The organism is Pseudomonas sp. Kh14 (genome assembly GCF_900291005.1).
Classification (GTDB): Bacteria; Pseudomonadota; Gammaproteobacteria; order Pseudomonadales; family Pseudomonadaceae; genus Aquipseudomonas; species Aquipseudomonas alloputida.
Window position 1 is genome coordinate 1 of the sequence record NZ_OLKJ01000028.1, and the last position, 22,250, is coordinate 22,250.

Consider the following 22,250-nt stretch of genomic DNA (forward strand, 5'->3'; position numbering starts at 1 on the left):
CCGTCCAGGTAGGCTGTGATCGCTGTGAGCTTGAATTGCTCGGTGTACTTACCCATAGATCCCCCAAGGGTTGGATTAGTGTCCAACTTCTTGGGGGCAGTCCAAATGTCGCGCCAACTTGTGGGAGCGGGCGTGCCCGCGAAGGGCCGCAAAGCGGCCCCAGCTTTTACTTGCCTAGATCCGCAAGCGGGCAGTGCAATACCAGCCTGGCCCCACCCAATTCGCTTTCGCCAATCTCCAGCCCGAACCCATGCAGGTCGACGATTGCCGCCACGATCGACAACCCCAGCCCGAAGCCGGCATGGCGGTGGCCTTCATCGCTGCGATAGAACCGTTTCAGCACGGCCGTTCGCTCTTCTTCGGGAATACCAGGCCCGCTATCCTCAATCGCCAAGTGCACGCCGTTGTCATCCTGCGTGGCGGTGATGCGCACCCGACCACCCTCGGGCGTGAACTTGATGGCGTTGCCCACCAGATTCGCCAAGGCCTCGAACAGCAGTTCGCGGTCGCCGTGCAACGCCGGTAGCTGCGCAGGTTGGTGCAATTGCAGTTGAATGCCGCCATCCTCGGCCAATGGCAGGTAAAAATCGTGCAGTTCTACCACCAGTTCATGCGGGTCAAGCTGGACGAAGCCGGCACGGCGCTGACGGTCTTCCAGCTCGCTGATGCGCAATAACCCGCGAAAGCGCGCCATCAAGGTGTCGGTTTCGCCAATGGCCTGGTCCAGCGCTTCGGCTTGCGCAGAATCCACGTCGCTTTGCTGGCGAATACGGTACAGCTGGGCGCGCAGGCGGGTCAGCGGTGTGCGCAGGTCATGGGCAATGTTGTCGCATACACCCTTGACCTCATGCATCAGCCGTTCGATACGGTCGAGCATGGCATTGACGATCGCCGCAAGCATGTCCAGCTCGTCGCGGCGGGCCGACAGTGGCAGGCGGTGGGTCAGGTCGCCGGCGACGATCAGTTCGGCCTGGGCCTGGATCGCCCGTATACGCTTGAGCGGCCTGCGCCGTAGCAGGTACCAACCGGCAAAACCCGGGATCAGGGTCAGCGAGATGCCCCAGAGCAGGGCGTGCAGGATGATCCGGGTAACCACGAACAGCGAGCCATTGTCACGCACCAGCACCAGCCACCGGCCATCCTGTACCTTGATTGCCACCGCGTCGCAGCTGTCGCGGGGCACGCGTGGGTCGTCGGCATCCAGGCAGCGTTCCAGCTCATGGATCTTGCCGTCCAGTTTGAGCTCTGGGGGCAGGGCTCGCACGGTACCGCCAATCGGGTTGAGCTGGCTATCGAACAGGCCGTAGGCGTCAAAGCTGCGCTCCTCGAAGGCCTGGCTGGCGATCAGGGCGTCGTCCAGTTGCTTGCCGCTCATGTGGGCGAACAGGTGCTGGCGCTGCAGCATGGAGTGACGGGTAAGTTTGTTCAGGTAGCTGGAGACCTCGAAATACAGCACCCCCATGAGGATGCTGCTCCAGGCCACGAACAGAAAGCTGTAAAGCGCTAACAGGCGGCTGGTAGAAGAACTCCAGCCTTTAGACGGGTTCAGCAATGGCATAGCCGGAGCCCCGTACCGTACGGATCAGCGGCGACTGGCCGGGTGAGTCGATCTTCTTGCGCAGGCGGCCGATGTGCACGTCGATCAGGTTGGTGCCCGGGTCGAAGTGATAGCCCCAGACCTCCTCGAAAATCATCATCCGCGTGATCACTTGGCCGCTGTGGCGCATCAGGTACTCCAGCAGCTTGTACTCGGTGGGCAACAGATTGAGGGTGTTGTCACCGCGGCGCGCCTCGTGGCTGATCAGGTCCAGCTGCAGATCGGCAACCTGCAAGCGGGTCTGGGTCGTGGGTACGCTGTTACGGCGCAGCAATACCTCGACTCGCGCGGCCATTTCGTCGGAGGCGAACGGCTTGGTCAGGTAGTCGTCCCCGCCTGCACGCAGGCCGCGCACCCGCTCATCGACGTCGGAGAGGGCGCTGATCATCAGGATCGGCGTAGCGATCTTGAGGTTGCGCAGGGTGGTGACGATGGTCAGGCCGTCGACCTCGGGCAGCATGCGGTCCAGGGTGATCAGGTCGTAGCCGCCCGCAATGGCTTTGGCCAGGCCTTCACGGCCATTGTCGGCCCAATCCACTTCCAGACCGTGGCTGGTCAGTTCGGCGACGATTTCCTGGCCGGTGACGGCGTCGTCTTCGATGGTCAGTACGCGAGGCATGCTGGTTCCTGGGCATCTAATGGAGATCTGATTGTGCCAAAGAATAGACAACCGGCGATTTAAGAAAAATTCATCTAGCGGGCACCGATGCCTTCGGCGTGCATGATCTGCGCAATGATCGGTACCGGTGTCATCAGGTGCGAGCGCATCATGGCGCTGGCAGTTTTGGCATCCCGGGCGAGGATCACCTCGACCAGTGCCGCATGCTCCTGGCGCTTGAGCGCCAGCGCCTCTTCGGAAAACACCGTCTGCGTCAGCCACAGGTGGCGGTAACGCTCGGCCTGGTCGAACAGGTAGGTGCGTGCCTGCAGCAGGTGCTTGGAGCCGCAGCCCGAGGCAATGGCAGTATGGAACGCCTTGTGCCGCTCGTCCCACACATCCAGCCGCTGCTCGCGGGTTTTCACTTCCACCACCTTGGCCAAGGTATGCGAGTGGGCCAGCACCGACGCCTCCCAGGCGTCATCGCCGCGCTCGATGGCCAAGGCAATGATCATCGCTTCCAGGTTGGCGCGGGCGTCGTAGATGTCGTTCATCTCATCCAGCGACATGGGCGCTACCCGGTAGCCTTTCTGGCTGATCGCGTTGACCAGGTGCTCGGCCACCAGTTGCGACAGCGCTTCGCGCAGCGGGCCCACACCCAGGTCGTAGCGTTCCTTGAGGGTGCTCATCAACAGCTTTTCACCGGGCTTGAACACCCCGCGGATGATGTCCTTCTTGAGCCTCTCATACCCGCTGAATGCTGAGTTTTGTCGGGGGGCGAGCGCTTCCAAGATCCTGTTCCTCAAAACGTTTTGCCGATCATACCGAAACCCTCTGTAGACGAAAAACAATGGACAAACGCAAATAGTGTCGCTGAAACATAAAAATGTAGACATTTTTGGTTAGTGGCGATATTTTTACCTCGCCCGCACTGATCCAGGTCATGACCGGACGGCGCCACCTACTTTTTAGCCAGGACACTGCCATGAACGCCTTTACGCAGATCGACGAACTTGTCATGCCACTGCCGCTCGAACCGCAGGGCTACACCATCGCCCCCTCGAAACAGTCGCCGCGCCTGCTTGAACTGACCTTTGCCCGGGAAACCGTTGAAGCGTTCGTGCAGGCCGTTGCCCAATGGCCGGTGCAGGCATTGGAGTACAAGTCGTTCCTGCGTTTTCGTGTAGGCGAAATCCTTGACGAGCTGTGCCAGGGCACGCTGCGCCCGGTGCTGCTCAACACCATCCTCGACCGCGCCACAGGCGGCATGCTGATCACCCCGATTGGCCTGGATGATGTGAGCCAGGCCGAAGACATGGTCAAGTTCACCACGGCCTGCGCTCACCTGATCGGCCGTTCCAACTATGACGCCATGAGTGGTCAGTTCTATGCGCGCTTCGTGGTGGTCAACAGCGACAACTCCGACAGTTACCTGCGCCAGCCGCACCGGGTCATGGAGCTGCACAACGACGGCACGTTCGTGAACCAGATCACCGACTACGTGCTGATGCTGAAGATCGACGAAAAGAACATGGAAGGCGGCAACTCGCTGCTGCTGCACCTGGACGACTGGGAACAGTGCGAGGCGTTCTTCCGTCACCCGATGGCCCGTCGCGAAATGCGCTGGACCGCACCGCCGAGCAAAAAGGTTGCCGAAGATGTGTTCCATTCGGTATTCGACACCGATGCCGAAGGCCGGCCGACCATGCGCTACATTGACCAGTTCGTGCAGCCGGAAAACTACGAGGAAGGTATCTGGCTGAACGCCTTGTCCGAGTCGCTGGAAGGCAGCGGCAAGAAGGTCTCGGTACCGGTTGGCGTAGGCAGTTTCCTGCTGATCAACAACCTGTTCTGGCTGCATGGCCGCGATCGCTTTACCCCGCACGAGGGCCTGCGCCGCGAACTGATGCGCCAGCGTGGTTACGTCGCCTTCCCCAAGCCGCTGTACCAGCGCGGGCAATAATGACAGGGCGCGGGGCGGGCGCCCGCCCACGCGTTTTTGCACAAAACAATGCCACCAGGCCCCGTGCGGGCTTTGGTGAGCCTGCCAGGCAATGCCTGCGTGTGAGGTAAGGCTGTGTACGATTTCATCATTATTGGCGGCGGGATTGTGGGCATGTCCACGGCCATGCACCTGATCAAGGTCTACCCGGACGCGAAGATGCTCCTGCTGGAGAAAGAGTCTGGCCCGGCCCGCCATCAGACCGGCCATAACAGTGGCGTGATCCACGCCGGCGTGTATTACACCCCCGGAAGCCTCAAGGCGCGCTTCTGCCTGGAAGGCAACAAGGCGACCAAAGCCTTCTGCACCCAGCACGGCATTCGCTTCGATGAGTGCGGCAAGCTGCTGGTAGCCACCAACGATCTGGAAATGCAGCGCATGAAAGCGCTGTGGGAGCGTACGGCGGCCAATGGCCTGGAACGCTACTGGCTGTCGGCTGACGAGTTGCGCGAGCGTGAGCCCAACATCGTCGGTATGGGGGGCATCTTCGTGCCGTCCAGCGGCATCGTCAATTACGCCCAGGTCACTGCTGCGATGGCCGCAGAGTTCCAGCGTGCCGGTGGCGAAATCCGCTATGGCGCAGAAGTGGTCGGCCTGCAGGAACAGGCAAGTGAAGTGATCGTGCGCACTCAGCGTGATGAGTTGCGCAGCCGTTTCCTGGTGACCTGCTCGGGGCTGATGGCCGACCGCGTGGTGAGCATGCTCGGGCTGCGTACCGAATTCGTGATCTGCCCGTTCCGTGGCGAATACTACCTGCTGCCCAAGCAGCACAATCAGATCGTCAACCACCTGATCTACCCGATTCCCGACCCGTCGATGCCCTTCCTGGGGGTGCACCTGACCCGCATGATCGACGGCACCGTCACCGTAGGCCCCAACGCTGTGCTGGCGATGAAGCGCGAGGGCTACCGCAAGACCGATGTCAGCCCCAGCGACCTGTTCCAGACCCTGACCACGCCCGGCATCCTCAAGGTGCTGGCGAAGAACTTCCGCCCGGGCCTGATCGAGATGAAGAACTCGCTGTTCAAGGGCGGGTACCTCAAGCAGGTGCAGAAGTACTGCCCGAGCATTACCAAAGCTGACCTCACGCCTTACCCGGCCGGCGTGCGTGCCCAGGCGGTGTCGCGCGACGGCAAGCTGATCGACGATTTCCTGTTCGTCAACACCGCGCGCAGTGTCAACGTATGCAACGCACCGTCGCCAGCCGCTACCTCGGCCATCCCGATCGGCGCCTACATCGTCGAGAAGGTGTGCGAGCAGGTCGGCCTGCAGGGCGGCAGCTTCCCCAAGGCCGACCTGTCGGCCAACCAGAGGGCTGCCAGCTGACACCCCGGTAACACCTCCTGCGGTTTCGTTTTACTCAACCCGTACTGCCCTGCTCACCATTCAGGGCAGGGCGGGCTTTTTCGCGCCTGCGTCGGTGACGTGCAGCCGGCGGCCCCTGCGTGGGCATGACAAAAACAACAAGGTAGCGCCATGCAAACCCACAAGAACAATTTGAGTCATGGATTGAAATCACGGCATGTCACCATGCTGTCCATTGCCGGCGTGATCGGCGCCGGGCTGTTTGTCGGCTCTGGCCGCGCCATCGCCGAAGCGGGGCCGGCCACCATCCTGGCCTATATCCTGGCGGGCGGCCTGGTGGTGCTGGTGATGCGCATGCTGGCCGAAATGGCGGTTGCCTCCCCGGACACCGGCTCGTTTTCAACCTACGCTGACCTCGCCATCGGCAAATGGGCCGGTTACACCATCGGTTGGCTGTACTGGTGGTTCTGGGTGCTGATCATTCCGATCGAGGCCAATATCGCCGCTACCATCATCAACTCCTGGGTCCCGCAGCTGGAGATCTGGGTGTTGTCGTTGGTGATCACGTTGCTGCTGACGGCCACCAACCTGTTCAGCGTGAAGAATTACGGTGAGTTCGAGTTTTGGCTGGCACTGGTCAAGGTGGTGGCCATCGTCAGCTTCATCGCCCTGGGTGTTTGCGCCATTTTCGGCCTGTTGCCGGGGTCCGGCGTCAGCGGCGTCTCGCGTTTGTGGGATACGGGGGGCTTCATGCCCAACGGCTTTGGTGCGGTGCTGAGCGCGATGCTGATCACCATGTTCTCGTTCCTCGGGGCCGAGGTGGTGACCATTGCTGCGGCTGAATCCGACGAGGCGGGCAAGCATATTTCCAAGGCCACCAATTCGGTGATCTGGCGGATAACGCTGTTCTACATCCTGTCGATCTTCATCGTCATCGCACTGGTACCGTGGACCGACCCACGCCTGGCGACCGAAGGCTCTTATGTCACGGTGCTGGACACCCTCGGCGTGCCAAATGCCAAGGCCATCATCGACTTCGTGGTGCTGACGTCGGTGACCAGCTGCCTCAACTCGTCGCTGTACACCGCCTCGCGCATGGTCTATTCGCTTAGCCGCCGGGGTGATGCCCCGGCCTGTGCGCAGATAACCAGCCGCAGTGGTACACCCGTGGTGGCAGTCTTGTTGTCGACGGGGGCTGCATTCCTGGCGGTGATCGCCAACTACCTGGTGCCGGCCAAGGTGTTTGGCTTCCTCATGGCAAGCTCCGGCGCCATTGCCTTGCTGGTGTATCTGGTCATCGCCATTTCCCAACTGCGCCTGCGCCAGCGCCTGACGGCACAGGGCAAGACACTGGGTTATCGCATGTGGCTGTTCCCGTGGCTGACCTGGGGCGTGATCCTGTTCATCAGCGGTGTACTGGTATTGATGCTGTTCCGCCCGGATCATCGCCTGGAAGTGGTCTCGACGATGGTGCTGGCGGTGTTGATGGTGTGCTCGGGGGTGCTGGTGACCCGGCGCCGGGCGCGTGGCGGGGCCGTGGCTGGCGTAGGGCAGGGCGCCTGATTCGTCCGGCCTGAAGACAGACGAGCAAGTCGCATCAGGCTGTGAGAGGATGTCCGCCAACAAAGCCAGGACCCTGAACGCAGCCTGATGAAGACGCCTAAAAGAATCGAACCGTTGATCGAAGACGGCCTTGTCGACGAAGTACTACGGCCGTTGATGAGTGGCAAGGAAGCCGCTGTGTACGTGGTGCGCTGTGGCAGCGAGGTACGCTGCGCCAAGGTCTATAAAGAAGCCAACAAGCGCAGTTTCCGCCAGGCCGCCGAATACCAGGAGGGCCGCAAGGTACGCAACAGCCGTCAGGCCCGGGCCATGGCCAAGGGCAGCAAGTACGGCCGCAAAGAAGCCGAAGATGCCTGGCAGAACGCCGAAGTGGCAGCGCTGTTCCGTTTGGCCGCCGCAGGTGTGAGGGTGCCCAAGCCTTACGACTTCCAGGACGGCGTGCTCCTGATGGAGCTGGTCACCGATGCCGATGGCGATGCGGCCCCACGGCTGAACGACGTACACCTCGAAGCGGAGGATGCCCGCGCGTTCCACGCCTTCGTCATTCGCCAGGTCGTGCTGATGCTGTGCGCCGGAATGGTGCATGGCGACCTGTCCGAGTTCAACGTGCTGCTCGGCCCGGACGGGCCGGTGATCATCGACCTGCCGCAGGCAGTGGATGCAGCCGCCAACAACCACGCCTTCAGCATGCTGCAGCGCGATGTGGACAACATGGCCCATTATTTCGGGCGCTTTGCCCCGGAGCTGAAAAGCACCCGCTATGCGCAGGAGATGTGGGCGTTGTACGAGGCCGGTGAGTTGCTGCCCGACAGCCCGTTGACCGGGGTGTTCGAGGATGACGAACATGAAGCTGATGTAACCGGGGTGATGCGTGAGATCGACGCCGCCCGGATGGACGACGCTCGTCGCCGTGCAGCACGCGCCGAGGCCGAGCATGGGCCGGCCAAGGCAGAGGAGGTAACGCCGCCCTGGCTGCAGTAGTTTATTCCTGTACCGCCTCTTCGCGGGTTTACCCGCGAAGAGGCCAACACAGGCAAACCCCGGCCGTTGCCATTGACGCAAGACACAATCTCGTCATTTAGCCTTTTCACTGGCGCGCGACAGGCATAAGGTATACGCCGTTCAAATTCCCTGGAGCTGTCATGTCCAACCAATTCCCGTCCGTTCGTCCCCGCCGCCTGCGCCAGAACGAGTCCCTGCGCACGATCTTCCAGGAAACCGAGTTCCGCCTTGAAGACCTGATCCTGCCGATCTTCGTCGAAGAGGGCATCGATGATTTCGTGCCGATCACCAGCATGCCCGGTGTCAACCGTATCCCCGAGAAGCTGTTGGCCCAGGAAATCGAGCGCTATGCCCGCGCCGGTATCAAGTCGGTGATGACCTTTGGCGTATCGCACCACCTGGATGCCGATGGCAGCGACACCTGGAACGAAAACGGCCTGGTTGCGCGCATGTCGCGTATCTGCAAGGACACCGTGCCGGAAATGGTGGTGATGTCCGACACCTGCTTCTGCGAATACACCAGCCACGGCCACTGTGGCGTGCTGCATGACCATGGCGTGGACAACGATGCCACCCTGGCCAACCTGGGCAAGCAGGCAGTCATCGCCGCTGCTGCCGGTGCCGACTTCATTGCCCCCTCGGCGGCGATGGACGGCCAGGTGCAGGCTATCCGCAGTGCCCTGGACGGTGCCGGCTTCCACGACACCGCGATCATGGCCTACTCGACCAAGTTCGCCTCGTCGTTGTATGGCCCGTTCCGTGAGGCCGGCGGCACCGCACTGAAGGGTGACCGCAAAAGCTACCAGATGAACCCGATGAACCGCCGCGAAGCGGTGCGCGAGTCGCTGCTCGACGAGCAGGAAGGGGCGGACGTGCTGATGGTCAAGCCGGCCGGTGCCTACCTTGATGTGATCGCCGACATCCGCGCCGCGTCGCGCCTGCCACTGGCGGCGTACCAGGTGAGTGGCGAGTATGCGATGATCAAGTTCGGCGGGCTGGCCGGTGCCATCGACGAAGGCCGGGTGGTGCGCGAAAGCATTGGCGCAATCAAGCGTGCCGGTGCCGACCTGATCCTGACCTACTTCGCCATGGACCTGGCGCGCGAAGGTATCTGAAGCCAGGCCTTGGTCATGAAAGCCGCTGCCATTGCAGCGGCTTTTCTCTGGGCGCCGTTGGGTGGTGCCGCAAACGCACAAAAAAACAGTAAGCGCTGAATTATTTAGTGTCCTGTTGTATCTGATCCCTTAGAGCATTCATCGACAGGGATACGGGTATGAAACCTCGCAAGAAAAGCGTCCAGCCAATCGGCCTGAAGGACATCACCATCGTCGACGACGCCAAGATGAAGAAGGCGATCACGGCCGCCGCGCTGGGCAACGCCATGGAGTGGTTCGACTTTGGCGTATATGGCTTCGTCGCTTATGCCTTGGGCAAGGTGTTTTTCCCCAACGCCGACCCCAGCGTGCAAATGATCGCGGCCTTGGCCACCTTCTCGGTGCCGTTCCTGATCCGGCCTCTTGGCGGGTTGTTCTTCGGCGCCTTGGGCGACAGGTTCGGGCGGCAGAAAATCCTTGCCGCGACCATCGTGATCATGTCCCTGAGCACCTTCGCCATCGGCCTGATACCGTCCTATGCAAGCATTGGTATCTGGGCGCCGATCCTGTTGCTGCTGGCCAAGATGGCCCAGGGCTTTTCGGTAGGTGGCGAATACACCGGTGCCTCGATCTTCGTTGCCGAGTACGCGCCCGACCGCAAGCGCGGCTTTCTCGGCAGCTGGCTGGATTTCGGTTCGATTGCCGGCTTTGTGCTGGGCGCAGGGGTGGTGGTGCTCATTTCCACGGTGCTGGGTGAGGAAAAGTTCCTCGAATGGGGCTGGCGCCTGCCGTTCTTCCTGGCCCTGCCGCTGGGCATCATCGGCCTTTACCTGCGCCATGCGCTGGAAGAAACACCTGCGTTCCAGCAGCACGTCGACAAGCTGGAACAGGGCGATCGTGAAGGCCTGGCCTCCGGGCCCAAGGTGTCGTTCAAGGAGGTGGCCACCCAGCACTGGCGCAGCCTGGTGACCTGCATCGGCGTGGTGATTGCCACCAACGTCACCTACTACATGCTGCTCACCTACATGCCCAGCTACCTGTCGCACAACCTGCACTACAGCGAAGACCATGGCGTGCTGATCATCATCGCGATCATGGTCGGCATGCTGTTCGTGCAGCCGATCATCGGTCTGCTCAGCGACAAGTTTGGCCGACGGCCGTTCATCATCGTCGGCAGTGTCGGCCTGTTGGCCTTGGCCATACCGGCATTCATGCTGATCAACAGTGGGGTGCTTGGGCTTATTTTCGCCGGCCTGCTGATCATTGCCGTGCTGCTGAACTTCTTCATCGGCGTGATGGCCTCGACGCTGCCGGCCATGTTCCCCACGCACATCCGTTACAGCGCCCTGGCCAGCGCCTTCAATATCTCGGTGCTGATCGCCGGCCTTACCCCAACCCTCGCTGCGTGGCTGGTGGAGACCACAAACAACCTGTACATGCCTGCCTATTACCTGATGGTGATCGCTGCTGTCGGCCTGGTCACCGGCCTGACCATGAAGGAAACCGCCAACAAGCCCCTGCGCGGCGCGGCACCCGCGGCATCGGATATCGAAGAGGCGCGTGAACTGCTGCAGGAGCACCACGACAACATCGAGCAGAAGATCGAGGACATCGATGCGCAGATTGCCGAGTTGGAAGCCAAGCGCGAGAAGTTGGCATTGCAGCACCCGCGTATCGAATGATCAGCGCGGCATATAGCCACGCTGCCAGGACCGCGGGATGAACCGCGATACCAGCGCCAGCACGCAGGCCAGCGCACAACTGCCGGCCAGCGCCTGCAGGCCTAGGTGTTGTTGCAACCAGGCGCCGAGCGCGGCGCCCAGCAACATCCCGGCCCAAGGTATCAACTGCACTCGCCAGCCATTGCGCCGCTCGCCCAGCAGCCAACGCCCCAGGCCACGGCCGAAACGCGACAGGGCGCCCGTAACATAAGTCAGGCCAATGGGCAGGCCATTAACTTGTTCCACTACCGCATTGATCATGCCCATGGCCAGCGTGGCCGCCAACAGCGCAGGGAAGGTGGCCGGCAACGGCCACGTTGCCGCGAAAGCCAGCAGTGCGGCAACCACCAACAGCACCGGCCAGGCTCGACGGCGCAATCCGCGAGCCAGGAGCACACCCAGTGCATTGCCCGCAACGAAGCCCAGTACGGCGCCACTGAGGCGTAGCACAAGGGCCAGGTCAGCTTCACTGATGGCCACCGCCAGGCGTGTGGTGTTGCCACTCATGAACGACACAAAATCGCCCAGTGCCAGCAAGCCGATGGCATCGGTCATGCCGGCAAGCACCGAGAGGGCGGCGACCAGGCCGAGGCCGACGCGACCACGCATTACCTGCAGGCGCAAACGCCTCGCTGAGCGCGCGGGGAGGGCGTTAGGGAGCATGTGCAGGCCTCAGGGCAGGAGTTTTTCGCGGGCCAGAGTACCTTTGATGGTGCGCTCTACCACATCGACCAGCACCATGGTCTGGTGGTCGACCTCGATGTTGAGCAGTTCACCTGGGTGGTAGCTGGCGAAGGTAGTCTGACGCAGGGTTTCCGGGATCAGGTTGATGGTGATCACGTTGTCCTCCACGTCAGCGACAGTCAGGCTGCAGCCATTGACCCCGATGAAACCACGCGGGAACACGTACTTGCCCCATTGCGGCGGCATGCGGAACTTGATGAAGGCGCCGGTTTCCTTGATCGACAGCTCGACGATCTCGGCGGTGGTGGCGATGTGGCCGGCCATCAGGTGGCCGCCGACTTCGGCGTTCATCTTCGCTGAGCGTTCGATGTTCACGCTTCGGCCAGGCTTGAAGCTGCTCAGATTAGTGCGTTCGAGGGTAGCGGTCATGGCCTCGAACCTGACCTGGCTGCCGTCGATTTCGGTCACGGACAGGCAGGTACCTTCGACACTGACGCTGGCACCGATTTTCAGCTCGTCGAGTAGTTCCGGGGTGAGGTCGATGGTGAACTGGTTGTGGCCCGGGTAGGTGGTCACATCAAGCAGAGGGCGGACGGCCTGGACGATGCCGGTGTACATGGAGTTGCTCCTGGGCACGGAAAAGAAAACTTCCGAACGCTATGCCCGTAGCGCAGTAAATGCAAGACCGGCTTCTGGCTGGCAAGCCGGCTTGCGAGTCTGGCGCCAGCGTGGGGCAGGCGGCGTGCTTGTGGGCGAAACCGGTTTGCCGACGGCAGGGCCACTGCAGATTCAAACATGCCCGCTGCTGTTGACGATCCGCAGGCACAGCGCCTCGTACGGGTCCAGGTTCACCATCAGGCGCCCGTCCTCGGTCAAATCGCCTTCGACCGTCTCGTTGATCATGTCGACCACCGGCCCAGGTGTGAACCCGGTCAACAGCAGTTCCTCGGCAATCGCGTCCTGGCCGAAGTTCAGCGCAGTGATCTGGATACCGCGGCCGGCTGGCAGCTCATGCACCATCACCAGCAGCCCCGGGCTGCTCACCTCAGGTACCAGCACCTGACGGCTGGTGGCGATGCCATAAGCCTGGCGCACAGCCAGCAGTTTCTTCACCTTGCAGGCAAATGAATCACCCTCGTCCAACTGCCTGTCGAGGCTGCCGTACAGCGCCCGGGCACGCGGCATGCCACGCACTGAAGCTTCTGCCTGTGGGTCAAGCCCGGCGAGGTCATAGCCGCCCCGGTGAATCCAGCGGGTATCGCCATCGAGCATGCGTTCGGCCACCGCTTCGGCGGGCAAGGGCAGGGCACCGACCAGGTCCCAGCCGGACAAGGCGACCACCCCCGGCTGCATGGCGTTGTACATGACCAGCAGCAGGTGCACCTTCTTGATCAGTTCGATATCCGCTACGCCAATCTGTTCGAGGTCGCGAATACCCAGTGCAGCAGCGATCAGGCTGGCGGTGGTGCAGGCAATGCCGTTGGTCACGAAGCGCAGGTTGTACGGCGCATGTTCCCCCGACAGCCGTTCGTAGATCTCTTCGCGGATATGTTCGCGCAGGATGCTGCCAGGCAGGGTCTGGCCCTTGTACAGGTACATGTCGTGCGCGTGCAGTGTCCAGAAGTGCACCAGCTCCACGGTCAGCTCGTCATGGTTTTGCAGGGCATGGATCAGCGAGGCCGGGTCGATGCCGAAGGCGTGCATCTCCTTGAGCATCAGGCGCAGGAACTCGGTGTCGCCCGTCAGCAGGGCATGCTGGTAGGCCGGCCGGGTAATGAAATCGTAGGACAGGTCGGCACCACCCCTGGACATCTGCGCAATGTCATCGAGGGTCAGGTTCAGCTCCTGGAAGCTGAAACCGCCGGCCTTGCGGATCATGCCACCGATCAGCTGGTTGCCGACGAGCGACAGCGGGTGGCTTTCTGACCAGGCGGTGCCGCTGGCGCGGGTTTCCACGCCGAGAAAGCCGTTGGCGTCCAGGCGCAGGCCGCGTGCACCCAGGCAGTCCAGGGCGTGCAGCGCGTCACCAATGATCATCTGTTGGGCGGCGAAGGTAGGGTCCAGCCAGTTCAGTGAGGGCTGACCCTCCTTGAAGTAGTGCAGGTACACCCAGCGGCGGGTCTTGCCGTCGACACCTGTGATCGGTGGCGTAGCGCTCCAGTCGGTTTCCTTCACGCCCGGCTCGAAGAAGATTACCCGTTGCAACTGGCCAACGATGTAATGGCGCGCCTTCAGCTCGTCACACTGCGCTGGCAGCAGATTGACCGCATCGCGCCCGGCGGGCACCTCGGGCAGCAGCGTCCAGTCTTCTTCGCGGATCTCGACCATGTGGTACAGCCCCGGGTAGGGGCCATGGGCGATCTCGGCCAGGCGGAAGTCGGCGCCCTTGCCGGTGTGCGAGGGGATCAGGTCGTCGATGGTCACGGCATTGTGCGCAGCGGCCATGCGGCTCATCTGGATCAGTTCCTGCTCGCTGCCGTACAGCGGGTCGATGTCGAAGCTGATGCGGTCGAAGTTGCCGTCCACGCTGGGGGTAAGTTCGCGGCCGCGGATGCCTCCGGACAGTTTGATCGGCCCCGTGTGCAGGCCCTGTACGCCGATCTCCGACAGGCGCTTCCACAACGCTTCGTGGGCCAGGGCACCGAGCACCGAGCAACCCTCGGGCGCGATGATGGCGTCGGGGTAGACGGTCAGCCACACCGAGGCGATTTCGGTGGCGCGGCGGGGCTGGGCCTCGGCGTAGGGTTGTTGCCACAGGCGCGACTGGCCTGAGTACAGGCTGGCACGCGCCTGGGAGGCCTTGAGCATGGCACGATCTTCGAGCCATTTGACGTATGACGGGTCGGGCTGGGTCATTTCGCGTCCTCTTTGCGTGTCGGCACCGGCTCAGATTATGACGGCATTGCGGCGTGAACGTTCGGCTCGAGAAGGGTGTTGGTTTCTTCGCGGGCTTGCCCGCTCCCACAGGCTGCCATACCGCTGAAGATTTGCGCTGCACCTGTGGGAGCGGGCGCGCCCGCGAAGGGGCCGGGCCTGCAAAGGCAGGCTCAGCGCCGGGCCGACAACTGCTGCGGTGCCAGAAACGCATCATGGAAGTAATTGCGCACCGCCTGCATCGCCGGGCTGAATGCCCGTTCCCGGTGCCAGGCCAACCCCACGCTCATCGGTGTGACCGGGTCGCTGATGGTCACCGTCTCGATGCGCTTGCCCTCCAGCGACCACGGCCGGTGCACCAGGTCCGACAGGATCGCCACTCCGCTGCCATTGGCGACCATGCTGCGCACCGCCTCCACCGAACTGGTCCGCACCCTTACGCTTGGCCGTTGACCGGCCTGCTCCCAGTAGCGCATGGCACTTTGCTCGGCCTCATCCACGGTCAACAGGATGAACGGCTCACAGGCCACCTCGGCCAGGCTCACGGCCGATCGCTCGCACAGTGGGTGATGCCCGGGCAGCCACAGCCGGCGCTCGGAGTTGAACAGGGTTTCCGAGACGATGTCGGGGTGAGTGAGGTTGGCGGTGAGCACCACCGCCATGTCGAAACGCCCCTCCAGCAGGCCTTGCTCGATGGCGCTGCGCTCCTGCTCGTAAAGCTCCAGGGTCACGCCCGGATGCCAGTGCTCCAGGCGCTGCAAGTGGTGTGGCAGGAAGTAGCCGATCACTGTGTAACTCGCCGCCAGGCGCAACAGGCCACTGGCACGCACGTCCGGTAGCGGGCTGTTCAACGCATCGTCGACACTGCGCAGGATGACGTAGGCACGGTTCAAGAAGTGCCGGCCGGCTTCGGTCAGGCTCATTCCTTGGGCCGAGCGCTGGAACAACAGCACGCCGAGCATCGCTTCCAGCTCCTTGATGGCCGTAGTCACTGCCGACTGGGAGATATTCAGGTGGATAGCAGCTTGGGAGATCTGGCCGATTTCAGCGGTGGCAACGAAGTAGCGGACCTGGCGCAGGGTGAGTGACACAGTAGGCTCCCGGGGTATCTGTTTTTCAGAAGGTACCCCATCTGTTTATAGATCTTCCCAAGGGGGTGCAGAGAATCTAACGTGGCTTGCATGCAGTCACAAGTGCCAGGAGACGCGGTCATGCTAGCAGTGGATTTCAACTCGGACATGGGTGAGGGCTTTGGCCCGTGGACTATTGGCGACGGCGTCGATCACGAACTGATGGGCTACATCAGCAGCGCCAATATCGCTACCGGTTTCCATGCTGGCGACCCAGGTACGATGCGCCGCACCGTCGAGCGCGCCAAGGCCCTTGGGGTTGCGGTGGGAGCACACCCGGGTTTCCGCGACCTGGTCGGCTTTGGCCGCCGGCACATCAATGCCTCGGCGCAGGAACTGGTGGACGACATGCTCTATCAACTGGGCGCGCTGCGTGAAATCGCCCGTGCCCAGGGCGTGCGCCTGCAGCACATCAAGCCGCATGGGGCGCTGTACATGCACTTGGCGCGTGATGAAGAAGCGGCGCGCTTGCTGGTGCAGAACCTGCGGGTGATCGAGCCCGAGTTGCTGCTGTACTGCATGCCGGGTTCGGTGATCTGCCGCATTGCCCAGGAAATGGGGCAGCCGGTGATTCGCGAGTTCTATGCCGACCGCGAGTACGACCTGAGCGGGTCGATCGTGTTTACCCGCAATGTGCGTGGCTACGAGCCCCAAGCCGTCGCCGAGCGGGTGCTGCGTGCTTGCTGCCAAGGCGTGGTGCGCACGGTCGAAGGCCAGGACCTGGCGATCGAATTCGATTCCATTTGCCTGCACAGTGACACCCCGGGCGCGCTGGACCTGGTCGAGGCCACGCGCAGGGCACTGGATGCGGCCGGCATCGGGGTGCGTGCGCCGCGCTGAGCCTGTCAGGCATCCGGCAAACAGACAAGCCGGAGCCCGTGCATTTTGTTTTCGCCTGCCTTTCTATAAAGATTCCAAGAAAAGGAACTGTCATGGCCGAACCGCTTGCTACAACCCCGATCCGTTACAGCTTCGGCGCCGACGAGCACCTGTTTGCCGAAGTCAGCGAAAGCATGTCGCTGGAGGCCTTTTTCAAGGGTATGGCCGTCACCCGTGCGGTGGAGCGCATGGCCCTGGATGGCGTGCTTGATGTGTGCCTGGCCAATGCGTCGTTCCAGGTCCGCTTCGACCCGGACCGTATCGCCCCCGAGGCACTGCTTGAAGCCGTGCGCGGCGCCGAAGCGCAGGCGGTGGCCGAGCGTTCGCTGCAGACGCGGATCATCGAGATCCCGGTGCTGTACAACGACCCCTGGACCCATGAAACCCTGATGCGCTTTCGGGATCGCCACCAGGACCCGACCAGCACTGACCTGGAGTACGCCGCGCGCATCAACGGCCTGGCCGATGTCGAGGCCTTCATCGCCGCCCACAGTGGCGCGCCATGGTTCGTTTCGATGGTCGGCTTTGTCGCCGGCCTGCCGTTCATGTTCCAGATGGTCGAGCGCCAGCGGCAGCTGCAGGTGCCCAAGTACCTGCGCCCCCGTACCGACACGCCCAAGCTCACCCTGGGCCATGGCGGCTGCTTTGGTTGCATCTACTCGGTGCGCGGGGCCGGGGGCTACCAGATGTTCGGCGTCACCCCGGCACCGATCTACGACCCGCAGCAGACCTTGAATTACCTGAAAGAGCACATGGTGTTCTTCCGCCCGGGGGACATCGTGCAGTTCAAGCCTATCGACCGCCGCACCTACGACCAGGCGGTGGCGGAAGTGGAGGATGGCTGCTTCGACCTGCGCATTCGCCCGGTGGCGTTTTCCCTGGACGCCTTCCTCGCCGACCCGGTCGGCTACCCCAAATCGTTGCAGGAGGTGCTGGCATGATCAAGGTACTCAAACCGGGGCTGGCCACTTCTGTACAGGACCTGGGCCGCGAAGGTTACTACCACCTGGGTATCCCACCGTCCGGCGCACTCGACCAGTACGCCTTGAGCGCAGCCAATCACCTGGTGGGCAACCCGGCCGGCGCTGCGGGCCTGGAGTGTGCGCTGGTGGGGCCGGAGCTGGAGTTCCAGCAGGACGCACTGGTCGCTGTGTGCGGTGCGCAGATGCCAGCGTTGCTCGATGGCCGCGAGCAGCGCCCGGACACTGCGTTTGCCGTGCGGGCGGGGCAAGTGTTGCGTTTCGGCTTTCCAACAGCGGGCGCCCGGGCCTACCTGGCAGTGGCCGGAGGCATCGATGTGCCCGAGGTACTGGGTAGCCGGTCCACCTACGCGCTGGGCGCGTTGGGTGGCTTTCATGGGCGCAAACTGATGGCGGGCGACCTGCTGCCGGTCGGCGTGCCCAGCGGCAAGACCCGTGCCGGTGCAAGCTTGCCCATGGCCCTGCGTCAGGCCCTGGGGGGCGAGGTGGTGTTGCGGGTGGTGCCTGGGCTTTACTTCCACCGCCTGACCGAGGCTGCAGCGCAACGTTTCTTCACCGATGCCTGGACGGTTGGCTCCGAAGCGGACCGTATCGGCTATCGCTACAAAGGCGGCGGCGCCTTGAGTTTCCAGCCGCGCGAGCAGCCGTTCGGTGCCGGGTCGGATCCGTCGAATATCGTCGACAGCTGCTACCCGATCGGATCGATCCAGGTGCCGGCAGGGTTGGAACCGATCATCCTGCATCGCGATGCAGTGTCGGGGGGCGGCTACGCCATGATCGGCACGGTGATCAGTGCCGACCTCGACCTGATCGGGCAGATGCAGCCCAACCAGCAGGCGCGGTTCCTGCCGGTGAGCCTGGAGCAGGCACTGGAGGCGCGGCGTTCGTACAAGAAGAAGCTGGCCTGCCTGGCCAGGCTCTTCAGCTGAGCATCATGTTTTCGCTGTAGCTGCGGCCTTGTGCCCCGACGGGGCCGCATCGGGCTCCGCGGCTACACCGAGCGCGCAGGCTTGCTGATGGTCTTGCCGGTTTGCGAGGCCACCTCAAGGGCTTGGCCGTCCCGCTGTTTGCCTTGGCGCGCCAGGCCTTCAAGCTGCGGTATAAGCATGCCTTCCGGCAAATGCCGCCAGAACCGCCCTGGCATGTGCAGGCGCAAGGCATCCGGGTTGAGGCGGGCCGGGTTGAAGGTATGGCGGTAGTAGGTGCGCCAGAGTTCGGCGCCGGGGTCTTCGGCGTTGCGGGCCCACTGGCGCCAGGGCTCGGGGCACTGTCGCTGGTAGTCGAACGACTGGCCGTCGAAGCGAATGCCATCCTGTGGCGTGGCAATCAACCAGCGCAAACGCCCCAAGCGGTCGGCGAAGTGGGCGCTGGCGCTGTGCAGAATGTCGTGTGCCGGCTCGTGATAGGCCACCAGATCCAGCTGCAAGTGCTCTGCCAGTTCCTCAGGCAACGGCACGAAGCGTACAAACGCGTGCAAGTGATGCGCCTCGCGGGTTACCTGCTTGATGCGCCGTTGCAGCTCACTGCCCAGCCGGTCACCGGCCAGCATTGCCGTGCGGTCGCCATGGGCGACACGCCACAGCACTTCATACAGCAGGTTCCAGCGCTGTTCGCCACGGTAGCGAGAGGCCTGCTCCAACTGGCTCAGCAGTGCGGCCGGGACTTTGGCCCGGAAAGGGCCAGGCCCTTCAGGCGGCGCAGCCGGCACGGCCAGCAGGTCCGCCATCGGGCCTTGCGACCAGGTGACTTCCGACGGGTCGATGCCATGGCTCAACAACACCCGGGCCTGGTCGCGCCAGGTGGCGAACAGGTCGTCGCAGTCGAGTGCGATCACCCCCATAACCCCATCTGCACGGGCGCTGGCGGCTCACTCAAGCGCGCTCGCAGCAAGCCGCTGCGCAGCTCGGCCTGGGCGGGGCGGTAGTCACTGGTGACGATGAACGGCCGTGCCTTGTCCAGCACGCAGCGCAGCTGGATCAGGTCGTCATAACGGATGCGCCGCTCCCGGCGCAAGGCGACCAGGCGCTGTACGCTGCGCAGGCCGATGCCGGGGATACGCGCCAGTAGCGCAGGTTCCGCGCGGTTCACGTCCAGCGGGAACACGTCGCGGTTGGCCAGCGCCCAGGCCAGCTTGGGGTCTATGTCCAGTGCCAGGTTACCGCTGTGGCCCAGCAGCTCGCCAGCCTTGTAGCCATAGCCACGCAGCAGGAAGTCGGCTTGATACAGGCGGTGTTCGCGCAGCAGCGGTGGTGCGGCGAGGGGCACGCTGCCGGGGCTGTCGGGGATCGGGCTGAAGGCGGAGTAGTACACGCGCTTGAGCCCGTAGCCCTGGTACAGCGACTCGGCATTGCGCAGTAAGGTACTGTCGTCGGTGCTGTCGGCGCCGACGATGACTTGGGTGCTCTGCCCGGCCGGGGTAAAGCGCGGCGCCCTGGGCTCGTTGGCCACGGCCTGCTGGCCCTGATGGATCACGCCCATGGCCTGACGAATGGTGCGCCCTTGCTTTTCCGGCGCCAGGCGCTTGAGGCTGGCGTCGGTGGGCAGTTCGATGTTGACGCTGAGGCGGTCGGCCAGGCGCCCGGCCTCTTCGATCAGCAGCGGGTCGGCATCGGGGATGGCCTTGAGGTGGATGTAGCCGCGGAAGCTGTGTTCTTCGCGCAACAGCCGGGCCACACGGATCAGCTGCTCCATGGTGTAGTCCGCCGAGCGGATGATGCCAGAGCTGAGGAACAGGCCGCTGATGCAGTTGCGCCGGTAGAAGTCCAGGGTCAGGCGTACCACTTCCTCGGGGCTGAAGCGCGCGCGTGGCACGTTGCTGGAGCGGCGGTTGACGCAGTACTGGCAGTCATACAGGCAGAAGTTGGTCAGCAGTACCTTGAGCAGTGATACGCAGCGGCCGTCGGGGGTGTAGCTGTGACAGATACCCATGCCATTGGTAGCGCCCAGGCCGTCAGCGCCGCGCGAATTGCGCTTGGGCGCACCACTGCTGGCGCAGGAGGCGTCGTACTTGGCTGCGTCGGCAAGGATGCCGAGTTTGGCGATGAGTTGCATGGTGGCTGACCTGCGATACTGAGTATTCATACAGTATTTTGAGATGTGGCCGATTGCAAGTGTTTGTGCGTCGTCATACCCGACTAAACGCGTCGGCTAAGCTTGTGGCTGAACCACGGACAGCAACGAGGCGCGGGAGAGGTTATGAAGATCACCATCAAGCCAAAACTGGCGATGGCCGGGCTGGCCTTGGCCATCGGCATGCTCAATGCCCAAGCGGCGGAAACCAGGAAGGTCGATGTGCTGCTGGTGGGCGGCGGCATCATGAGTTCTACCTTGGCCGTGTGGCTCAACGAGTTGGAGCCCGGCTGGTCGATGGAAATGGTCGAGCGTCTGGACAAGGTAGCCGAGGAGAGCTCCAACGGCTGGAACAACGCCGGCACCGGCCACTCGGCCCTGGCGGAGTTGAACTACACCCCGGAAAAAGACGGCAAGATCGACATCAGCAAGGCGGTTGAAATCAACGAGTCGTTCCAGGTAACGCGCCAGTTTCTCGCCTGGCAGGTCAAGCAGGGTGTGCTGAAAAATCCGCATTCGTTCATCAATACCACCCCGCACATGAGCTTTGTCTGGGGCGATGACAACATTCGTTTCCTTAAAAAACGCTACGAGGCCCTGCAGGCCAGCCCCCTGTTCAAACCCATGCAGTACTCCGAAGACCACGAGCAGATCCGCAAATGGGTCCCGCTGATGATGGAAGGCCGCGATCCCAACCAGAAGCTGGCCGTGACCTGGACGCCGATCGGCACCGACGTCAACTTTGGCGAGATCACCCGGCAGTATGTGGGTTACCTGCAGACGCGGCCGAACTTCGATCTCAAGCTGTCGAGCGAAGTGCAGGACATCACCCGTAACGACGACGGTTCCTGGCACGTCGAGTACAAGAATCTGAAGAATGGCAGCAAGGCAGCCACCGATGCCCGGTTCCTGTTCATCGGCGCTGGCGGGGCGGCACTGCCGCTGCTGCAGAAGTCGGGTATCGACGAGGCCAAGGACTATGGCGGCTTCCCGGTCGGTGGCTCGTTCCTGGTCACTGACAACCCGGCTATCGCCCAGCGCCACATGGCCAAGGCCTATGGCATTGCCGCAACCGGTGCGCCGCCCATGTCGGTGCCGCACCTGGACACCCGGGTACTTGATGGCAAGCGCCTGATCCTGTTTGGGCCGTTCGCCACCTTCTCGACCAAGTTCCTCAAGCAGGGCTCATTGCTTGACCTGCTCGCCAGTACCAGCGTGCACAATGCCTGGCCGATGGTGCGAGTAGGGGTACGCGAGTTCGACCTGGTGCAGTACCTGATCGGGCAGGTGCTGCAATCGGACGATGACCGCTTCGAAGCGCTGCGCACCTACTTCCCCGAGGCGAAGAAAGAAGACTGGCGGCTGTGGCAGGCGGGTCAGCGGGTGCAAATCATCAAGAAAGACGAAGCGTTGGGCGGCGTGCTCAAGCTCGGTACCGAGGTGGTGACGTCCAGGGACGGCAGTATCGCCGGCTTGCTGGGGGCCTCTCCCGGTGCGTCGACCGCTGCGCCTATCATGCTCGATGTGTTGAACAAGGTGTTCAAGAACAAGGTGGCGTCGCCCGAGTGGCAGGCCAAGATCAAACAGATCATCCCGTCCTATGGCATCCGCCTGAACGACCACCCGGATCAGCTAGAGAAGGAGTGGGCATATACCAACGAGGTGCTGCAGCTTGAGCCGCCTGTCAGTCCGCAGCGCCCTGAGTCGATAAGGCCGGCTGACAGCCAGGGAGTGGCCAGCCGGTAATCATTG

The 22,250-nt window shown here is 62.8% G+C and carries 19 protein-coding genes; 10 read left to right on the forward strand and 9 right to left on the reverse strand.

The window, feature by feature from the left end; all coding sequences use genetic code 11:
• Nucleotides 1-166 precede the first annotated feature (166 nt).
• The 3 genes from FQ668_RS13680 to csiR form a co-directional block, all read right to left on the reverse strand.
• The gene (locus FQ668_RS13680; protein WP_019437049.1) at nucleotides 167-1,558 is read right to left on the reverse strand and encodes a HAMP domain-containing sensor histidine kinase; all 1,392 of its coding nucleotides are present in this window, start codon (nucleotides 1,556-1,558) and stop codon (nucleotides 167-169) included.
• A complete protein-coding gene (locus tag FQ668_RS13685; protein ID WP_010953809.1) occupies nucleotides 1,536-2,216 on the reverse strand; it encodes a response regulator transcription factor in 681 nt (226 codons plus the stop codon). Before FQ668_RS13685 ends, FQ668_RS13680 begins: the two co-directional genes overlap by 23 nt.
• A gap of 74 nt (nucleotides 2,217-2,290) precedes the next feature.
• Nucleotides 2,291-2,986, reverse strand: coding sequence for a DNA-binding transcriptional regulator CsiR (gene csiR / locus FQ668_RS13690; RefSeq protein ID WP_010953810.1), 696 nt, complete (start codon nucleotides 2,984-2,986; stop codon nucleotides 2,291-2,293).
• Between the two features lie 194 nt (nucleotides 2,987-3,180).
• On the opposite strand from csiR, the gene glaH reads away from it, so the two are divergent.
• The 6 genes from glaH to proP all read left to right on the forward strand — a co-directional run bounded on the left by glaH (nucleotide 3,181) and on the right by proP (nucleotide 10,843).
• Nucleotides 3,181-4,158, forward strand: a complete 978-nt coding sequence (gene glaH, locus FQ668_RS13695; protein WP_014591232.1) for a glutarate dioxygenase GlaH — start codon at nucleotides 3,181-3,183, stop codon at nucleotides 4,156-4,158.
• 114 nt (nucleotides 4,159-4,272) lie between these two features.
• Nucleotides 4,273-5,523 carry an L-2-hydroxyglutarate oxidase gene (gene lhgO, locus FQ668_RS13700; protein WP_014591231.1) on the forward strand — a complete coding sequence of 417 codons (1,251 nt, stop codon included), beginning with the start codon at nucleotides 4,273-4,275 and terminating at the stop codon, nucleotides 5,521-5,523.
• Nucleotides 5,524-5,673: 150 nt separating this feature from the next.
• Complete coding sequence (gene gabP, locus FQ668_RS13705; RefSeq protein ID WP_144180292.1) at nucleotides 5,674-7,065, forward strand: GABA permease; 1,392 nt, start codon at nucleotides 5,674-5,676, stop codon at nucleotides 7,063-7,065.
• Nucleotides 7,066-7,152: 87 nt separating this feature from the next.
• On the forward strand, nucleotides 7,153-8,046 hold the full coding sequence (locus FQ668_RS13710; RefSeq protein ID WP_019437052.1) for a PA4780 family RIO1-like protein kinase: 894 nt from the start codon (nucleotides 7,153-7,155) through the stop codon (nucleotides 8,044-8,046).
• A gap of 161 nt (nucleotides 8,047-8,207) precedes the next feature.
• Nucleotides 8,208-9,182, forward strand: a complete 975-nt coding sequence (hemB, locus tag FQ668_RS13715) for a porphobilinogen synthase (RefSeq protein WP_010953815.1) — start codon at nucleotides 8,208-8,210, stop codon at nucleotides 9,180-9,182.
• Nucleotides 9,183-9,340: 158 nt separating this feature from the next.
• Nucleotides 9,341-10,843, forward strand: coding sequence for a glycine betaine/L-proline transporter ProP (gene proP / locus FQ668_RS13720; protein WP_014591227.1), 1,503 nt, complete (start codon nucleotides 9,341-9,343; stop codon nucleotides 10,841-10,843).
• On the opposite strand, the gene FQ668_RS13725 is transcribed toward proP, so the two are convergent.
• The 4 genes from FQ668_RS13725 to FQ668_RS13740 form a co-directional block, all read right to left on the reverse strand.
• Nucleotides 10,844-11,545 (reverse strand): YoaK family protein, encoded by a 702-nt coding sequence (locus tag FQ668_RS13725; protein ID WP_023389596.1) that lies wholly within the window; start codon nucleotides 11,543-11,545, stop codon nucleotides 10,844-10,846. It lies immediately after the preceding gene.
• Between the two features lie 9 nt (nucleotides 11,546-11,554).
• Entirely contained in the window at nucleotides 11,555-12,184 is a 630-nt protein-coding gene (locus FQ668_RS13730) for a riboflavin synthase (protein ID WP_014591225.1), read from the reverse strand.
• A gap of 171 nt (nucleotides 12,185-12,355) precedes the next feature.
• Nucleotides 12,356-14,422 (reverse strand): maltose alpha-D-glucosyltransferase, encoded by a 2,067-nt coding sequence (treS, locus tag FQ668_RS13735; RefSeq protein ID WP_019437054.1) that lies wholly within the window; start codon nucleotides 14,420-14,422, stop codon nucleotides 12,356-12,358.
• Nucleotides 14,423-14,613: 191 nt separating this feature from the next.
• The gene (locus FQ668_RS13740) at nucleotides 14,614-15,531 is read right to left on the reverse strand and encodes a LysR family transcriptional regulator (protein ID WP_010953821.1); all 918 of its coding nucleotides are present in this window, start codon (nucleotides 15,529-15,531) and stop codon (nucleotides 14,614-14,616) included.
• Between the two features lie 120 nt (nucleotides 15,532-15,651).
• On the opposite strand from FQ668_RS13740, the gene FQ668_RS13745 reads away from it, so the two are divergent.
• The 3 genes from FQ668_RS13745 to FQ668_RS13755 all read left to right on the forward strand — a co-directional run bounded on the left by FQ668_RS13745 (nucleotide 15,652) and on the right by FQ668_RS13755 (nucleotide 18,358).
• Nucleotides 15,652-16,410 (forward strand): 5-oxoprolinase subunit PxpA, encoded by a 759-nt coding sequence (locus FQ668_RS13745; RefSeq protein ID WP_014591223.1) that lies wholly within the window; start codon nucleotides 15,652-15,654, stop codon nucleotides 16,408-16,410.
• A gap of 92 nt (nucleotides 16,411-16,502) precedes the next feature.
• A complete protein-coding gene (locus FQ668_RS13750; RefSeq protein ID WP_012052525.1) occupies nucleotides 16,503-17,390 on the forward strand; it encodes an allophanate hydrolase subunit 1 in 888 nt (295 codons plus the stop codon).
• Nucleotides 17,387-18,358: a biotin-dependent carboxyltransferase family protein gene (locus FQ668_RS13755; protein ID WP_012052524.1), complete on the forward strand. Its 972-nt coding sequence runs from the start codon at nucleotides 17,387-17,389 to the stop codon at nucleotides 18,356-18,358. Before FQ668_RS13750 ends, FQ668_RS13755 begins: the two co-directional genes overlap by 4 nt.
• 62 nt (nucleotides 18,359-18,420) lie before the next feature.
• On the opposite strand, the gene FQ668_RS13760 is transcribed toward FQ668_RS13755, so the two are convergent.
• Both FQ668_RS13760 and FQ668_RS13765 read right to left on the reverse strand, forming a co-directional pair.
• Nucleotides 18,421-19,269 carry a TIGR03915 family putative DNA repair protein gene (locus FQ668_RS13760; protein ID WP_014591220.1) on the reverse strand — a complete coding sequence of 283 codons (849 nt, stop codon included), beginning with the start codon at nucleotides 19,267-19,269 and terminating at the stop codon, nucleotides 18,421-18,423.
• Nucleotides 19,260-20,480, reverse strand: a complete 1,221-nt coding sequence (locus FQ668_RS13765) for a putative DNA modification/repair radical SAM protein (RefSeq protein ID WP_014591219.1) — start codon at nucleotides 20,478-20,480, stop codon at nucleotides 19,260-19,262. The genes FQ668_RS13760 and FQ668_RS13765 overlap by 10 nt, the downstream gene beginning before the upstream one ends.
• Before the next feature lie 144 nt (nucleotides 20,481-20,624).
• Between FQ668_RS13765 and mqo the strand changes: the two genes are divergently transcribed.
• A complete protein-coding gene (mqo, locus tag FQ668_RS13770; protein WP_019438544.1) occupies nucleotides 20,625-22,244 on the forward strand; it encodes a malate dehydrogenase (quinone) in 1,620 nt (539 codons plus the stop codon).
• Nucleotides 22,245-22,250 lie beyond the last annotated feature (6 nt).

Excerpts from the sequence above, each read along its gene's own strand:
- FQ668_RS13680 (WP_019437049.1), bottom strand. The coding sequence starts at position 1,558 with ATGCCATTGCTGAACCCGTCTAAAGGCTGGAGTTCTTCTACCAGCCGC.
- FQ668_RS13685 (WP_010953809.1), bottom strand. The coding sequence starts at position 2,216 with ATGCCTCGCGTACTGACCATCGAAGACGACGCCGTCACCGGCCAGGAA.
- glaH (WP_014591232.1), top strand. The coding sequence starts at position 3,181 with ATGAACGCCTTTACGCAGATCGACGAACTTGTCATGCCACTGCCGCTC.
- gabP (WP_144180292.1), top strand. The coding sequence starts at position 5,674 with ATGCAAACCCACAAGAACAATTTGAGTCATGGATTGAAATCACGGCAT.
- FQ668_RS13710 (WP_019437052.1), top strand. The coding sequence starts at position 7,153 with ATGAAGACGCCTAAAAGAATCGAACCGTTGATCGAAGACGGCCTTGTC.
- hemB (WP_010953815.1), top strand. The coding sequence starts at position 8,208 with ATGTCCAACCAATTCCCGTCCGTTCGTCCCCGCCGCCTGCGCCAGAAC.
- proP (WP_014591227.1), top strand. The coding sequence starts at position 9,341 with ATGAAACCTCGCAAGAAAAGCGTCCAGCCAATCGGCCTGAAGGACATC.
- FQ668_RS13725 (WP_023389596.1), bottom strand. The coding sequence starts at position 11,545 with ATGCTCCCTAACGCCCTCCCCGCGCGCTCAGCGAGGCGTTTGCGCCTG.
- FQ668_RS13730 (WP_014591225.1), bottom strand. The coding sequence starts at position 12,184 with ATGTACACCGGCATCGTCCAGGCCGTCCGCCCTCTGCTTGATGTGACC.
- treS (WP_019437054.1), bottom strand. The coding sequence starts at position 14,422 with ATGACCCAGCCCGACCCGTCATACGTCAAATGGCTCGAAGATCGTGCC.
- FQ668_RS13745 (WP_014591223.1), top strand. The coding sequence starts at position 15,652 with ATGCTAGCAGTGGATTTCAACTCGGACATGGGTGAGGGCTTTGGCCCG.
- FQ668_RS13750 (WP_012052525.1), top strand. The coding sequence starts at position 16,503 with ATGGCCGAACCGCTTGCTACAACCCCGATCCGTTACAGCTTCGGCGCC.
- FQ668_RS13755 (WP_012052524.1), top strand. The coding sequence starts at position 17,387 with ATGATCAAGGTACTCAAACCGGGGCTGGCCACTTCTGTACAGGACCTG.
- FQ668_RS13760 (WP_014591220.1), bottom strand. The coding sequence starts at position 19,269 with ATGGGGGTGATCGCACTCGACTGCGACGACCTGTTCGCCACCTGGCGC.
- FQ668_RS13765 (WP_014591219.1), bottom strand. The coding sequence starts at position 20,480 with ATGCAACTCATCGCCAAACTCGGCATCCTTGCCGACGCAGCCAAGTAC.
- mqo (WP_019438544.1), top strand. The coding sequence starts at position 20,625 with ATGAAGATCACCATCAAGCCAAAACTGGCGATGGCCGGGCTGGCCTTG.